This is a genomic window from Pantoea sp. AG702 (genome assembly GCF_003182295.1).
GTDB classification, from domain to species: Bacteria; Pseudomonadota; Gammaproteobacteria; order Enterobacterales; family Enterobacteriaceae; genus Pantoea; species Pantoea ananatis.
The window spans coordinates 279,011-294,046 of the sequence record NZ_QGTU01000004.1 but is presented as its reverse complement, the minus strand read 5'-3'; the positions used below and the strand labels follow the sequence as shown (position 1 = coordinate 294,046).

General features: G+C 54.0%; 15 protein-coding genes and 1 riboswitch. Of the genes, 5 read left to right on the top strand and 10 right to left on the bottom strand.

Annotation, left to right across the window (positions count from 1 at the left end; genetic code table 11):
- Nucleotides 1–47 precede the first annotated feature (47 nt).
- From DFO57_RS13655 to metG, 3 genes are all read right to left on the bottom strand, one after another.
- Nucleotides 48–740 (bottom strand): CidB/LrgB family autolysis modulator, encoded by a 693-nt coding sequence (locus DFO57_RS13655; protein ID WP_014594105.1) that lies wholly within the window; start codon nt 738–740, stop codon nt 48–50.
- Nucleotides 733–1,125: a CidA/LrgA family protein gene (locus tag DFO57_RS13650; protein WP_014605429.1), complete on the bottom strand. Its 393-nt coding sequence runs from the start codon at nt 1,123–1,125 to the stop codon at nt 733–735. Before DFO57_RS13650 ends, DFO57_RS13655 begins: the two co-directional genes overlap by 8 nt.
- Nucleotides 1,126–1,244: 119 nt before the next feature.
- Nucleotides 1,245–3,278, bottom strand: a complete 2,034-nt coding sequence (gene metG / locus DFO57_RS13645) for a methionine--tRNA ligase (RefSeq protein WP_013026412.1) — start codon at nt 3,276–3,278, stop codon at nt 1,245–1,247.
- A 176-nt stretch (nt 3,279–3,454) separates the two neighbouring features.
- Here metG and apbC point away from each other — a divergent pair, with 176 nt between their 5' ends.
- Nucleotides 3,455–4,567, top strand: coding sequence for an iron-sulfur cluster carrier protein ApbC (apbC, locus tag DFO57_RS13640; protein WP_110015427.1), 1,113 nt, complete (start codon nt 3,455–3,457; stop codon nt 4,565–4,567).
- Here apbC and DFO57_RS13635 read toward each other — a convergent pair.
- The gene (locus DFO57_RS13635; protein ID WP_014594101.1) at nt 4,564–5,031 is read right to left on the bottom strand and encodes a GNAT family N-acetyltransferase; all 468 of its coding nucleotides are present in this window, start codon (nt 5,029–5,031) and stop codon (nt 4,564–4,566) included. The two genes, apbC and DFO57_RS13635, sit on opposite strands and share 4 nt — an antisense overlap.
- A gap of 322 nt (nt 5,032–5,353) precedes the next feature.
- On the opposite strand from DFO57_RS13635, the gene ahpC reads away from it, so the two are divergent.
- On the top strand, nt 5,354–5,917 hold the full coding sequence (gene ahpC / locus DFO57_RS13625) for an alkyl hydroperoxide reductase subunit C (protein WP_013026408.1): 564 nt from the start codon (nt 5,354–5,356) through the stop codon (nt 5,915–5,917).
- Nucleotides 5,918–5,988: 71 nt separating this feature from the next.
- Nucleotides 5,989–7,557: an alkyl hydroperoxide reductase subunit F gene (gene ahpF / locus DFO57_RS13620; RefSeq protein WP_013026407.1), complete on the top strand. Its 1,569-nt coding sequence runs from the start codon at nt 5,989–5,991 to the stop codon at nt 7,555–7,557.
- A gap of 47 nt (nt 7,558–7,604) precedes the next feature.
- Here ahpF and DFO57_RS13615 read toward each other — a convergent pair whose 3' ends face one another.
- The 4 genes from DFO57_RS13615 to DFO57_RS13595 all read right to left on the bottom strand — a co-directional run bounded on the left by DFO57_RS13615 (nt 7,605) and on the right by DFO57_RS13595 (nt 10,787).
- Nucleotides 7,605–8,564, bottom strand: a complete 960-nt coding sequence (locus DFO57_RS13615; protein WP_014605433.1) for an AEC family transporter — start codon at nt 8,562–8,564, stop codon at nt 7,605–7,607.
- 92 nt (nt 8,565–8,656) lie between these two features.
- Entirely contained in the window at nt 8,657–8,854 is a 198-nt protein-coding gene (locus tag DFO57_RS13610) for a hypothetical protein (RefSeq protein WP_014605434.1), read from the bottom strand.
- Nucleotides 8,855–9,170: 316 nt separating this feature from the next.
- Complete coding sequence (locus DFO57_RS13600; RefSeq protein WP_110015426.1) at nt 9,171–9,710, bottom strand: hypothetical protein; 540 nt, start codon at nt 9,708–9,710, stop codon at nt 9,171–9,173.
- A gap of 6 nt (nt 9,711–9,716) precedes the next feature.
- Complete coding sequence (locus DFO57_RS13595; protein WP_110015425.1) at nt 9,717–10,787, bottom strand: lysozyme inhibitor LprI family protein; 1,071 nt, start codon at nt 10,785–10,787, stop codon at nt 9,717–9,719.
- 151 nt (nt 10,788–10,938) lie between these two features.
- A riboswitch (TPP riboswitch) is annotated at nt 10,939–11,035 on the top strand.
- Between the two features lie 31 nt (nt 11,036–11,066).
- Here DFO57_RS13595 and thiM point away from each other — a divergent pair.
- Together thiM and thiD are read left to right on the top strand one after the other, a co-directional pair.
- Nucleotides 11,067–11,867, top strand: a complete 801-nt coding sequence (gene thiM / locus DFO57_RS13590) for a hydroxyethylthiazole kinase (protein ID WP_233255863.1) — start codon at nt 11,067–11,069, stop codon at nt 11,865–11,867.
- A complete protein-coding gene (gene thiD / locus DFO57_RS13585) occupies nt 11,854–12,654 on the top strand; it encodes a bifunctional hydroxymethylpyrimidine kinase/phosphomethylpyrimidine kinase (protein WP_105076788.1) in 801 nt (266 codons plus the stop codon). Before thiM ends, thiD begins: the two co-directional genes overlap by 14 nt.
- Before the next feature lie 34 nt (nt 12,655–12,688).
- On the opposite strand, the gene DFO57_RS13580 is transcribed toward thiD, so the two are convergent.
- Nucleotides 12,689–13,375 (bottom strand): GntR family transcriptional regulator, encoded by a 687-nt coding sequence (locus tag DFO57_RS13580; protein WP_013026403.1) that lies wholly within the window; start codon nt 13,373–13,375, stop codon nt 12,689–12,691.
- Nucleotides 13,376–13,419: 44 nt separating this feature from the next.
- Complete coding sequence (locus DFO57_RS13575; RefSeq protein WP_024471930.1) at nt 13,420–14,886, bottom strand: mannitol dehydrogenase family protein; 1,467 nt, start codon at nt 14,884–14,886, stop codon at nt 13,420–13,422.
- Nucleotides 14,887–15,036: the final 150 nt, after the last annotated feature.

Here is a 15,036-nt window from a genome sequence, read left to right as displayed (position 1 = left end):
GCAACATGTCTTACAGTTTTCAACTTTGCGAGATCTCTCCCAAAGTTTTAGCCAAACCAGTGCAGCAGCAGCGGGAAAATAAAGGGGGCGAGCAACGAGGTGATGATGCCGCAGATCACCAGCGCCAGCGAGCTGAAGGCACCTTCCTGAAAATCAAGCTCGGCTGCCCTGGCCGTTCCCAACGCATGTGAGGCATTGCCAATCGCCAGCCCGCGTGCGGCTTTGCTTTTCACTCCCAGCAGATTAAGCAACATATGACCAAACACGGCGCCCAGCACGCCCGCAATCAGGACACAAATTGCGCTGATGGCGGGAATGCCGTGCAGTGAGGCTGAAACCGCCATGGCGATCGGCGTGGTAACCGATTTCGGCAAAATCGTGGCGGCGATTTCTGGTGTGGCGCCCATCCACAGCGCGATGGCGGTGCCTGAAATCATCGCCGTCAGGCTGCCGATCACGCAGACGCCAATAATGGATTTCCAGCGGGCGCGAATTTGATGCATCTGCTCATACAGCGGCAGTGCCAGGGCCACGACGGCGGGCTGCAACAGTTGATTCAGTATCTCGCTGCCTGCGAAGTAGCGGGCATAAGGCATGTGCAGTAACAGCAGAAGGGGAATAATCACCGCCATGGAGACCAGAAGCGGGTTAAGCAAGGGAATTTTCAGCGTTGCCGCCAGCTTGCGCGCCAGCAAAAAAGCCCCGACAGTGAGGGGCAATGACCACCAGATATCACTCATCGTTGCCCCCTTTGATCACGGGGCGCGAATGTAGCTTATGCGCGCTTAACCCTACAATGGCCAGGACAGCGAAGGTACTGACAAGACAGGAGACCACAACAGGACCGAACTGCGCGGTAAGAATATCGGTGTAATTCATGACGCCAACGCTGATGGGCACGAACAGCAGCGCCATATAGCGAATAATCAGATGGCAACCCGGTTTGACCCAACGCACGGGTAGGATTTGCGATGCAAGCAGCGCAAACAGAATCAGCATGCCAATAATGCTGCCGGGCAGGGTGATGGGCAGCAGCAGGGCCACGCCGTTTCCGGCATATAAGCAAAGATAGATAATGATAAAAGCGCGCAGATAACGCCAACTCATCGTTAGCACGGTGTGCATGACAGGCTCCTGTTTTTAACGGGGTTTATCATACGCACTAACGGTCAGGCCCGCCAGCAATCAGCGGTGTGGCTGAAGCCGCCATCCCCGGCGGTAAACTGCAGAGGATGGCCAACGGACTATTTCACCGGCATGCCGGGCACCGCGCCGCTGTCTACGGACAGGACAAACAGATCTTTGCCGCCGGGACCGGCAGACAGCACCATGCCTTCTGACACGCCAAACCGCATTTTACGCGGCGCAAGGTTGGCCACGATAATGGTCATTTTGCCAACCAGTACCGCCGGATCGGGATAGGCCGCACGAATACCGGAGAAAATCTGGCGCTTCTCGCCGCCCAGATCCAGTTCAAGACGCAGCAGCTTGTCCGAGCCTTCGACGAATTCCGCTTTCTCAATCAGCGCCACGCGCATATCGACTTTGGCAAAATCATCAATGGTAATGGTATCGCCAATCGGCGCATCGGCCAGCGGGCCGGTCGCCGCGGGTTTATTGGCGTCTGCCGCATCCGCTTTTGACGCCTCAATCAGGCCGTCGACCTTCGCCATTTCGATTCGGCCATACAGGGCCTTGAACGGCGCAACCTGATGGTTCAGCAGCGGTTGCTGAATGGCATCCCAGTGCAGCTCAGTGTTCAGGAACGCTTCGGCGCGCGCGCTCAGCGAAGGCATGACCGGTTTCAGCCAGGTCATCAGCACCCGGAACAGGTTAATGCCCATCGAGCAAATGGCCTGCAGGTCTGCATCGCGGCCTTCCTGCTTCGCCACCACCCACGGCGCCTGCTCATCCACATAGCGGTTAGCCAGATCGGCCAACGCCATGATTTCACGAATGGCACGGCCAAATTCACGGCTGGCCCAGGCCTCACCAATCTTCTCAGATGCGTCCAGGAAGGTTTGATACAGCGCCGGATCGGCCAGCTCAGCTGACAGCTTGCCGTCAAAGCGTTTGGTGATAAAACCGGCATTACGTGAGGCCAGGTTGACGACTTTGTTAACAATGTCGGCGTTAACGCGCTGAACAAAATCTTCCAGATTCAGGTCGATGTCATCAATGCGTGAAGAGAGCTTGGCCGCATAGTAGTAGCGCAGGCTGTCGGCATCCAGGTGCTGTAACCAGGTGCTGGCTTTGATAAAGGTTCCACGCGACTTCGACATTTTTGCACCGTTGACGGTGACGTAGCCGTGCACGAACAGGTTAGTCGGCTTGCGGAAACCGCTGCCTTCCAGCATGGCCGGCCAGAACAGGCTGTGGAAGTAGACAATGTCTTTACCGATGAAGTGATACAGCTCCGTGGTGGAATCCTGCTGCCAGAATTCGTCAAAGTTAATATCGCCACGTTTGTCACACAGGTTCTTAAAGGATCCCATGTAGCCGATAGGCGCATCCAGCCAGACGTAGAAATATTTGCCCGGCGCGCCAGGGATTTCGAAGCCAAAATATGGCGCATCGCGCGAGATATCCCACTGTTGCAAACCGGATTCGAACCACTCCTGCATTTTGTTCGCGACCTGCTCCTGCAGGGCGCCTGAACGGGTCCAGGCACGCAACATCTCACTGAACGAGGGGAGATCGAAGAAGAAATGCTCGGAATCACGCAGCACGGGTGTTGCACCCGACACCACAGATTTCGGATCGATCAGTTCAGTCGGGCTGTAGGTCGCGCTACACACTTCGCAGTTATCGCCGTACTGGTCAGGTGACTTACATTTTGGGCAGGTTCCCTTAACAAAACGGTCAGGCAGGAACATGCCTTTTTCCGGATCGTACAACTGAGAGATGGTCCGGTTTTTAATGAAACCGTTCTCTTTCAGGCGGCCGTAAATCAGCCCGGCGAGCTCACGGTTCTCATCGCCATGCGTGGAATGGTAATTGTCATAGCTGATGTTGAAACCGGCGAAATCTGTTTCATGCTCCTGCTTCATTTCAGCAATCATCTGCTCCGGCGCAATACCCAGCTGCTGGGCTTTCAGCATGATCGGCGTACCGTGAGCGTCATCGGCGCAGATGAAATAAACCTGATTGCCACGCATTCGCTGATAACGCACCCAAATGTCCGCCTGGATATGCTCGAGCATGTGGCCGAGATGAATTGAGCCGTTTGCGTAAGGCAGGGCGCAGGTTACCAGAATTTTTTTAGCGACTTGAGTCATAGTTTGCGTAGCTTTCAGTTAAGTAAAAAAACGGGCTTAGATGGTAACCGATGGGCACAGCCGCGTAAACATAAGGGATTTCCCGTGCGCGACAGCCCGCGAAACGATCGGCATCTGATAGTATTGTTAGTACATCGCTGAAACACAGCGCAGGCCTAGCAGAAAAAGGAGTGGGGATGACAGCGCAATCCCGGGAACCGCATACACCAGAAGCTTTACGCGCCGTTGTGGCCAGCGTACTGAGCAGCTTTGAACATCCGACGCTTCAACGCAACCTCATTGCTCTCAAGGCGTTACACCACGTGGCCCTGCTGGACGGCACGCTGCACATTGAACTGCTGATGCCGTTCGCCTGGAACGGGGCGTTTGAAGAGGTGAAAGCAGAAACCAGTGCTGAGCTGCTGCGCCTCAGTGGCGCGCAGGCTATCGACTGGCGTCTCAGTCATGATATCGCCACACTGAAGCGGGTTAAAAATCATCCCGGCGTTAACGGCGTGAAGAACATTATTGCCGTCAGCTCTGGCAAAGGCGGCGTGGGTAAATCGAGCACGGCAGTTAATCTGGCCCTGGCGTTAATCGCAGAAGGGGCACGCGTAGGCATTCTGGACGCCGACATTTATGGCCCGTCCGTGCCCAACATGCTGGGGTGTGAAAAAGAGCGGCCAACGTCGCCAGACGGTAAGCATATGGCCCCTGTTATGTCGCATGGGCTGGCAACCAACTCCATCGGTTATCTGGTAACAGATGATAATGCGATGGTCTGGCGCGGCCCGATGGCCAGTAAAGCGCTCATGCAGCTGCTTACCGAAACCCAGTGGCCAGAGCTGGATTATCTGGTGCTGGATATGCCGCCGGGCACCGGCGACATTCAGCTTACGCTGGCGCAAAGCGTACCGGTCACCGGCGCGCTGGTGGTCACCACGCCGCAGGATATTGCGCTTATCGACGCGCGTAAGGGGATGGTAATGTTTGAGAAGGTGAACGTGCCGGTACTGGGCGTTGTGGAAAATATGAGTATTCATATTTGCAGCGAGTGCGGCCATCACGAGCCAATCTTTGGCACCGGCGGCGCGCAACGGCTGGTGGATGACTATGGTACCCGGCTGCTGGCGCAGCTACCGTTGCATATTCACCTGCGTGAAGACCTCGACGATGGCGAACCCACTGTGATCCGTCGTCCACACAGCGAGTTCGCGGCACTTTATCGCCAGCTTGCCGGCCGGGTGGCGGCTCAGCTCTACTGGCAGGGCGAGGTGATTCCGGGCGATATCGCGTTTCGCGCGCTTTAACGCCCGCTGGCCTCGCTGGTGTAGAGCGATGGCTGAGGATAGTGCATCAACACATAATTCCCCTGTTCGCTCTCACCCTGCGAAATGATTTTCCAGCCGCGCTGCAAATAAAATGTTTGTGCGGCTTTGTTCATTTCCAGGCACTTTAGCGCGCCCGTCGAGGTGAAGCGCCCCTGAACCTCATTAAGCAGCGCGCTGCCTACGCCACGGCCCTGATAAGCCGGATCGACATACAGGCTGTGCAGAAAATTATCGTTTTCCATCAGCCCGGCAAACCCCACCCGATGACCGTCCAGTTCTGCAACCAGAACCGTCTCGCCGGGGATGATCTGATCGAAATCTTCAAGCTGCCAGTCCTCGTTTTCAATCCAGTCCCAGTTATGGCGGCGCGCCGCCAGATACAAGGTTCGCAGAAAAGGGCGGTCGGCCTCAGTAAAGAGTCGAATATGCACATCGCGCTCCATTAATCCTTTTTAACAAACATGGCAGGGATTGCCAAAAAAGCAAAAGCAGAACAAATGTCATCTCTTTCACTGTACACTGCTGGGCGGTGCCTTTTGGGGAGACAGGAACGGGTGGTGAATTTCAGGCGCTGGATTTCACGCATAAGCAAGTAAAACGTGATTTCGCAGCGAGCGTTGCCGCCGTAAAGTCGGTTTTTTCCCTGAAAGATCAAGACGATCGGCGTTTGATAGCTTTCGTTTATTTTATTGATAACGAGGGCTTATTAGATGTTGGCCCGAAAAATTTGTAATCTGCATCACATATTCTAAAGGAGGCCATCACATGTCCATTATCAATACCAAAATTAAGCCGTTCAAAAACAGCGCATTCAAAAACGGCGAATTCATTGATGTAACCGAGAAAGACGTTGAAGGTAAATGGAGTGTTTTCTTCTTCTATCCTGCTGACTTCACTTTCGTTTGCCCAACCGAACTGGGCGACGTAGCGGATCACTACGAAGAGTTCCAGAAAATGGGCGTGGACATCTATTCCGTGTCTACCGATACCCACTTTACCCACAAAGCCTGGCACGGTTCTTCCGACACCATCGCGAAAATCAAATATGCGATGATTGGTGACCCAACTGGCGCGCTGACCCGCAACTTCGACATCATGCGCGAAGACGAAGGCCTGGCGGATCGTGGTACGTTTATCGTCGATCCACAGGGCGTGATCCAGGCAGTAGAAATCACTGCTGAAGGTATCGGCCGTGACGCGTCTGATCTGCTGCGCAAAGTGAAAGCGGCACAGTACGTGGCGTCTCACCCAGGTGAAGTGTGCCCGGCGAAATGGAAAGAAGGTGATGCAACTCTGGCACCGTCTCTGGACCTGGTTGGCAAAATCTAATTTCGCATCGATACGTCGATCATTTTCTCATCGGGTGCTGCGGCACCCGATTTTTTGACCAGGAACTCACTATGCTTGATACCAATTTAAAAACACAGCTCAAAGCCTATCTTGAGAAACTCACCAAGCCTGTGGAGTTGATTGCGACGCTGGATGATGGCGCGAAATCAACGGAGATTCGCAATTTGTTGGTCGATATCGCGAGCCTGTCTGACAAGGTCAGCTTTCGTGAAGAGAACGATCGTCAGGTGCGTAAGCCCTCGTTTTTAATTACTAACCCAGGCGCTGATCAGGGGCCGCGTTTTGCCGGTTCGCCGCTGGGTCATGAATTTACCTCACTGGTACTGGCACTGCTACAGACCGGTGGGCATCCCTCTAAAGAAGCGCAAAGCCTGCTCGACCAGATTGCGGCGCTGGATGGGGATTTCCATTTCGAAACCTATTATTCACTGTCGTGCCACAACTGTCCGGATGTGGTGCAGGCATTAAACCTGATGGCGGTGTTAAACCCACGTATCAGCCACACCGCCATTGACGGTGGCCTGTTCCAGAATGAAATTCAGGAACGCAATGTGATGGGCGTGCCCGCTGTCTATCTGAATGGCAAAGAATTCGGTCAGGGCCGCATGAGCCTGGCGGAGATCGTCAGCAAAGTCGACACCAATGCAGATAAGCGTGCCGCAGAAGAGCTGAACAAGCGTGAGGCTTACGAGGTTCTGATCGTGGGCAGCGGTCCGGCGGGCGCCGCCGCGGCTATCTACTCCGCACGTAAAGGGATTCGCACCGCGTTACTGGGCGAGCGCTTTGGTGGACAGGTGTTGGATACGGTCGATATTGAAAACTACATTTCCGTACAGAAAACGGAAGGGGCCAAACTGGCCGGTGCCCTGCGCGCTCACGTGGATGATTACAACGTTGACATCATTGACAGCCAGAGCGCGATTAAACTGATTCCCTCAGCGGTGAAAGGCGGCCTGCACGCTATTGAAACGGCCTCCGGCGCGGTGCTGAAATCGCGCAGCATCATTCTTGCCACCGGTGCGCGCTGGCGCAACATGGGCGTGCCTGGCGAAGAGCAATACCGCACCAAAGGCGTGACGTACTGCCCACACTGCGACGGCCCGCTGTTTAAAGGCAAACGCACGGCGGTCATTGGCGGCGGTAACTCCGGCGTAGAAGCCGCAATCGATCTGGCGGGCATTGTTGAACACGTGACGCTGCTGGAGTTCGCCAGTGAAATGCGTGCAGATAAAGTGCTGCAGGACAAACTGCGCAGCCTGAAAAACGTGGATGTGATCCTGAATGCACAAACCACGGAAGTGAAAGGCGATGGCAGTAAGGTGACGGGCCTGCAATATCTGGATCGCACTAACCAGACTACTCATGAGCTGGCGCTGTCGGGCATTTTCGTGCAGATCGGTCTGCTGCCTAACACCAACTGGCTGGAAGGCGCGGTTGAGCGCAACAAGATGGGCGAAATCATGATCGATGCGAAATGCGAAACCAGCCTGAAAGGCGTTTTCGCCGCAGGGGACTGCACCACCGTTCCTTATAAGCAGATCATCATCGCCAGCGGTGAAGGATCAAAAGCCTCACTGAGCGCGTTTGATTACCTGATTCGCACCCAGCCTGCGCACTAAGTTTTACGCGTAAGACGAAAGCCCTGTAACCTGTGTTGCGGGGCTTTTTAATATCCGGCCAGCGTCATCAGCATCATCCATAACGGTGTAGTAATGGCAGCAAAAAGCGTGGAAAACAGCATGCTCGCGGCCGTCGGTCCGGTTATCACATTAAATTTCTGCGACATCAGATAGACGTTCACGCCCACCGCCATGGATCCCAGCAGCACCACCACTTTGCTTTCCAGCGCGGGTAACCCGGTCAGCCAGGCAATAGCCCAGACGCACAGCGGTTGCAGAATCAGTTTCAACGCACAGATGGTGTAACTCTCTTTTAAGCCTTCCCGAATCCGGTAGTGCGCCAGGCTCATGCCAAGGGTAATCAGGGACAGAGGCGCGGCAATCGAGGCCAGCATGCGTAAGGGTTCAGCGGCAATAACGGGAAGCGGCCGCTGTAGCAGACTCCAGGTCGTGCCGGACAAAATACCGATGATTAATGGGTTTTTCAGCACGCTGATCAAGGTTCGTTTAAAGCCCCCCAGTGAGAAACTGCCCTGTTTGGACCACTCCACCGATACTGTCAGCAAGGTCCAGAGAATCAGGCTGTTAAACACCAGCACCAGCGCGACGGAGGGGAGTGCCGCTTGACCAAGCAGGACGGTAGCAACTGGAATCCCCAGCATCACGTTGTTCGAGAACACACCGCCCAGGGCAAAAACCGATCCGGCTACGCCATCCAACTGAAACAGGCGCGATGCAACAATCCGTCCCACAATGAAGACCAACAGGCAACTGCCAAAAAACGCCAGCAGCAGGCGCACATCGACCGGTGGACTGTTATAAAAGTCACTCATGATGCGAAACAGCATGCAGGGCAGGGCGACATTGAACACAAAACGGTTCATGCCTTCGCTGACGGTAACGGGCCATCTGCCAAACCGGATAAGGCAGAATCCCAGAAAAATCAGGATAAATAGCGGGGCGGAAAGGTAGATCTGGTGTCCTAGTGTATCCAGCAGGAATGGCATAAGTGTAAGCAATCCAGTGACTCAGTAACCGCAAGACTATCAAATTGCTTCAACCACGTAACCTGGCAAAACAGGGCGCGCGGTCAGCCAGATCATCCCAGCCAGCGACGCGCCTGATCATCACTGATATCGCGGTAATAAACCCGATGGATAACCGTATCGCAACGTTGGCAGCGGGCAGAAAGATAGGTGGAATAATAATATCGGCCAGAAGGAGAAACCGCACCCTGACGGGTGATGCTAATGTCGGTCCATCGGTGACGATGAGGAATAAGCGCTAAGAATCGCATCATGCTTCCTGTAAAGTATGAAGTGCTCTGTTTATTTGTTTTTTACGTTTATGCGTTTACTTTTAGGGTGCGATGTTTTTGGCAGGTTTAATTTATTAATAGATGATGTAACAGGGGCGAATATTATTGTTAAATAGTGAAACGGCTTTCACGGCTATTACGTGCAAATTTAGAGCCCGCAGCATTAAGCCTTTTTTTGTAGGGAAGGGAGTTGATCCAGATCATGCAAAAGGTTGCAGAGAATTTTTCATATCAACGCAAAGCTTTGCAGAGAGAAACCATAAGGTGATGACGACCCTGATCAGTTGAACAGGCGTTAACGCCACAACGTATCCTGAAGATAGAAGTGGCCAATCAACGGTTGGGTCACGATACTAAGCTCGGGATCACGTTTTTTTGAACAGCGGTCAAAAATGCACTCGGCTTGCCACTGACCTTCAGGTGCATAGACGAGATCGGTAAATCCCTCATTAAACTCATCCCATTTTATGATGACTGGCTGATGAGTGTAGTATTGTGCAATATCAAAAAGGGGATAATAACTGGGGTAAATAAAAAAGAGCTTGATATAGTTAATTTCTGTGACAGAAAGGAACAGTAAGCCAGCGAAAATGAATGGCAGGGAAATAACTTTCGCGACATCTTTCCAACGGCGTTCCCAAATAGATGCAACAAGTTCGCATATTAACCACATTGCCCAGCTTATTAATATTAAAGTGCCCCCTATTAAAGAAAAGATAAATGTACCAGAAGACACAGATGTATAAGCCATAATCATCAGAAGTGCAATAATCATAATCAGCGGTAAGCTAATTAAGCCTTTGATATTAGATGGCGATTCATCGTCTTTTTGCATTTTTTATTACTCATCATCGGTAATGTTATTTAGCAGGATCGTGATTGAACGTCTGGCTTCGCTATTCGCCGTATCCGCCGGCATGTTAAACGCATGTTGGTAGTAGTGTGCCAGCTCAATAAGGCTATTCTGGTAGCCTTCAGTATGCTGCTTGATAAACTGCTGTGCGTCGTCAGATAAGCTATTTTTTCCGTATTGGATGGACTTTAAATACTTCATGCTGTGACTTAACGTGGCCGACATTTCCGCCCGCGTAATGGCATAAATTGTAAAACGAATGGTCCCTGTGCTAACAGGGGTGGCATCTTCCGCCAGTTGAATAAATTGCTTAAACAACGGCAGTGTGGGCTGAGTTTGTTCGCAGTCACTGATGGGGGTTCGGCTGTCAATTGCACCACCGGCCAGCGGTTCCAGCCAGACGATATTTTGTGGATGCCGTAAAAATGCCTCGCAGGGGATAATAAGTGATTCTGGATTATTTTCGGCAATGAGCCAGAGAAACATGCCGAAGTTGTTGGTATTTTCTGCTGCGCTTTCTGCATCAGGAATTTTATCTTCGAATATGTGGTTATCTGTTACTTCGAAAGCGGGTCGAATGAGTTCGGTGACCTTATTATGCCTGGTTGAACCTGCTGGAAGAGAAGTAAACTGATAAATCGCCTCGTATATATTCACTAACTCGGGATTTGTTTTACGGATTTGCTTAATGGCTTCGCCATGATGGGTATAAAGAACCATGACAGCGAGTTCAAAAAGCCGTTGATCGTAGTATCCTTCAATGCGTTTTTCTTGAGGGTCAGTGAGACACATTTTAGTCAGGTTTTTTAACCATTGCCGTTGTGCGGTAATGAGCCCCGAAGGTCCGGCCGTGGCGTTTTTTTTCGCGAGATCAAAAAAATGCGCCATTAACCGATCTTTTGCCGATAACGTCTGGCTCTGACAAATCACCTTTTCGATTGCGCTGGGATGCGCACATGAAAAACTGGGGGCGGCACTCGCCTGAAATGCCAGCATCAATCCTGACATGAGTAACGCCAGTTTTATAAAATATGCGACCAGGCTGAAGCCAGTTTTCATCAGGATACTCTGAGTAAATAATTGTTATCTCAAGAATAAGCCCAAGAAGGCGTGTTGAATATAAACCCGGATTAAACGATCTGATTTGATGCGGGCAAGGTTGCTTTGCCAGTGGCTCAACCTTATGCTGATGACGGGTAAAGTGAATTTACCTGACGACTCGGGGTGCCCTTCTTTGTGAAGGCTGAGAAAAACCCGTATTACCTGATCTGGATAATGCCAGCGTAGGGAAGTCTGATGCCTGACCGCATTCGCCTTCTTGTCCGCCGGTTGGGAGTTATGATGACACATCAACCGCAACATCTTTCTGATGCGCAATGCGCGCCCATTCTGCAACAGTTTCGCCGTCAGTCACCGCTGGTGCACTGTATGACCAACGATGTGGTGCAAACGCTAACCGCTAACGTTTTACTCGCCCTTAATGCCTCTCCGGCCATGGTCATCGACGCTGAAGAAGCGGCGCAGTTTAGCGCGGTTGCCGATGCGCTGCTTATCAATGTCGGTACGCTAACCCACGATCGTAAGCAAGCGATGCAGGCTGCGGTGCTTGCAGCAAACCAGGCGGGCACGCCCTGGACACTGGATCCGGTGGCGGTCGGCGCGCTGACGCTGCGCACCGCGTTTTGCAAGCAGCTACTCGCGCAGTCGCCTGCAGTGGTACGCGGCAATGCCTCAGAGATTCTGGCGCTGGCGCAGCAGGCAGCAGGCGGACGCGGTGTTGACAGCCTGCATTCGGCCGAAGCCGCGCTGCAGGCTGCCCAACAGCTGGCAAAAGCTTTTGATACCTGTGTAGTCGTGACCGGCGAAGTAGACTATGTCACCGATGGGCAGCGCACCTGGGCGATTACGGGCGGCTCGCCGTTAATGACGCGGGTGGTCGGCACCGGCTGTGCGCTTTCAGCGGTGGTTGCGGCCTTTGCCTGTTTGCCAGGTGACCGACTGATCAACATCGCCTGCGCCTGTCGGGTGATGGCGCTGGCTGGAGAAAAGGCCGCGCAGGATGCAGATGGACCGGGTAGCTTTGCGCCTGCTTTCCTGGATGCACTCTGGACGCTGGAGGCACCTGATGAAACGCATTAATGCCCTGACGATTGCAGGGACCGATCCCAGCGGCGGGGCCGGTATCCAGGCCGATCTGAAAACCTTCTCTGCACTGGGCGCGTACGGTACCAGTGTGATCACGGCGCTGGTGGCGCAGAATACCTGCGGCGTGCAGTCGGTATACCCTGTTGCGCCAGAGTTTGTGACCGCCCAGCTGGACTCGGTGCTGGATGATGTGCGCATCGACAGTGCGAAGATTGGCATGCTGTCTGAAACAGAAATTGTCGAGCGGGTGGCCCATGGCCTGCAGCGGCGGGAAATTCCCTTTGTGGTGCTGGATACGGTGATGGTGGCTAAAAGCGGCGATGCCCTGCTGAATCCGGATGCGATTGCCTGTGTGCGAGAGCGTTTATTGCCACAGGTGTCATTGATTACGCCAAACCTGCCCGAAGCCGCTGCACTGCTGGGATGCCAGGTTGCCCTCAATGAAGATGAGATGCTCACCCAGGGCGAAGCGCTACTGGCGCTGGGCTGCCAGGCAGTGCTGATGAAAGGCGGTCATCTCGATGGTGATGAAAGCCCGGACTGGCTGCTGACCCGGGCAGGGCGTCAGCGCTTTAGCAGCGTGCGGGTAAACACGCGTCATACGCACGGCACTGGCTGTACGCTGTCCGCCGCGCTCGCGGCCTTACGTCCCCGGCATGACAGCTGGGAAGCGACGATCAGTGAAGCGAAAGCCTGGCTGCAGCAGGCATTACTGGCGGCAGATTCGCTGGAAGTGGGCAACGGGATTGGGCCGGTGCACCATTTCCATCAGTGGTGGTAGCCCATCGTGTTTCGCCTTGCAGACTGGCAAGGCGTTAATCCTCTTCAAACCAGGCGCTGTTTTGCTTGATGACTGGGGTGATCGAAAACATCATGGCCTGCAAATGATGGCGCAACGCCGCCTCAGCCTTGCCGGGATCGTTTGCCTTCAGCGCCGCAAAAATAGCATCATGCTGTTCTATCAGGGTTTCGGCGGGTGCAACGTCATTCAGGGTTAAATAGCGTACCCGGTCCATGGTGGCTTTGATGTTTTCAACCGTTTCCCACGCCAGTGGACAGCCGATGCTCTCAGCGATGAGGCGATGAAACTCATCGTCCAGGCTTAAGAACATCTGGCTATCGCCACGGGCAGCGGTGATGCGTTGCAGTTGCAGGTTATGCTCCAGCGCCATCAGCCCTGACTCTGCGATTTCCTCAGCAGCGCGACGGACCACGGCAATCTCCACGGCCTCACGAATGAAACGACCATCTTCGACCCGTTTAGCCGAGATCCTGCGCACAAAGGTGCCGCGCTGCGGCAGGATCTGAACCAGACCGGCCTCCGCGAGCTTGATAAAGGCTTCCCGCACTGGCTGACGTGAGAGGTTGAACCGGGCGGAAACCTCTTTTTCCGAGAGCAGTGCGCCCGGCTGAATTACGCACGTCACGATATCGCGGCGCAGATAGCGGTAAACCTGCTGATTCACCGGTTCGCTGGTGGTAATGGTGTAAGAAAGTGTCATATCGCTGTCCGTTTTATCTTCGGCCTGGGCATCAGGCGATCGCATCAGACCTCAGGACCGGCAATGGCCTGCTGGACGCTGGCACGGGCTCCCTGAGCGGCAAGCTGCAGGTAACAGGCGGTAAGTTGTTTCACCAGCGCATCGTTTTTAGCAAGATCGTCGCCAAATACCCTGCTGATGTTGAGTAACGCCCGCACGCGAGCTTCACCGTCATCACTTTCCGCTACGCAAGTGGCCAGTTGTGCGTTCAGCGGATCGCGGATCTCGATGGGCTCGCCTTTTTCGTCCACTGCGCTGACATAGCGCATCCAGGCCGCGATGCCCAGCAGCAGCAAGGGACACGGCGTGCCGTGGTCCAGATGCCAACGCAGGCTGTCGAGAAAGCGCTGGGGCAGCTTCTGGGTCCCGTCGGTCGCAATCTGATAAGTCCGATGCTTAATCGCCCGATTGGCAAAGCGGGCGATAAGCGCATCGGCATAGGCGGATAAATCGACATCCTGAATGGTCAGCGTAGGTGCCTGCTCATTGACCATCAGCGCCCGTGCCGCTGCGCGAAACGCGTCATCAGCCATACAGTCGCTGATGTGTTCGTAACCGGCAAGATAGCCAAGGTAAGCTAAAAACGAATGGCTGCCATTGAGCATGCGCAACTTCATCTGCTCAAACGGCAGAACATCCTGCACCAGTTGAGCGCCCGCTTTATCCCAGTCCGGTCGGCCGCTGACAAAATGGTCCTCGATCACCCACTGGAAAAAAGGTTCAGCTTCAACGGCGACCGGATCCCGTGAACCGATGCGCTGTTGCAGGGCGTCAAATGCCGCGTCATTCATGGCGGGCACGATACGGTCCACCATGGTGGAGGGAAAGGTGAGGTTCTGTTGGATATAGTCAGCCAGGGAGGCATCGTAGTGCCGGGCCAGCTGCATCACGACATTACGGGTTACGCGGCCGTTTTCTGGCATATTGTCGCAGGACATCACGCTAAATGGCGCGACTCCCCGTTCACGGCGGCGGCGGATTGCCGCGACAATCAGACCCGGCAGAGAGTGCGGCTGGTCCGGCTGCGCCAGATCGTGCTGAATATCCGCGTGCTGAACGTCAAGGTCGCCGCTGGCGGGCAGATGACAGTAGCCTTTCTCTGTCACGGTCATTGATACAATCGCCACGTCAGGCTGACACAGCGCCTCAATGACGGCCTCGATACCGTCCGTTTTGCCATGCAACGCGGACGTGATAATGCCGATTACGCGGGTTTCTACAGCATCGTCGCTCTTTTCTGTCAGCGTGTAGAGCAGGTCCTGTTCCCGCAGCGCCTGAATAAGAGCGCCGCTGTTCAAATTCACCTCGCAGTAACCCCAGTCGCTGCCCAGTTCAGCCAGCTTATCGCTACATAACGCCTGGTGGGCGCGATGAAAGGCACCAAACCCGATGTGTATCATTCGGGTTTTAAGCTGGCTACGGTCGTAGGCGGGGCGTTTAACATCAGCGGGAAGGTGGTCAATTTGCAGCATCATGCATCCTTGTGGCGGAGGGAGCGACAGGCCATTCCGGCGGTAAGGATGAAAAATTACGCGCCCCGCGACTACCATACAAGTTGGCGTGACGAAATTGTGAATGCAATCACGAACTGTTTACATCTAAGCTGGGAGTCTTCACTCCCG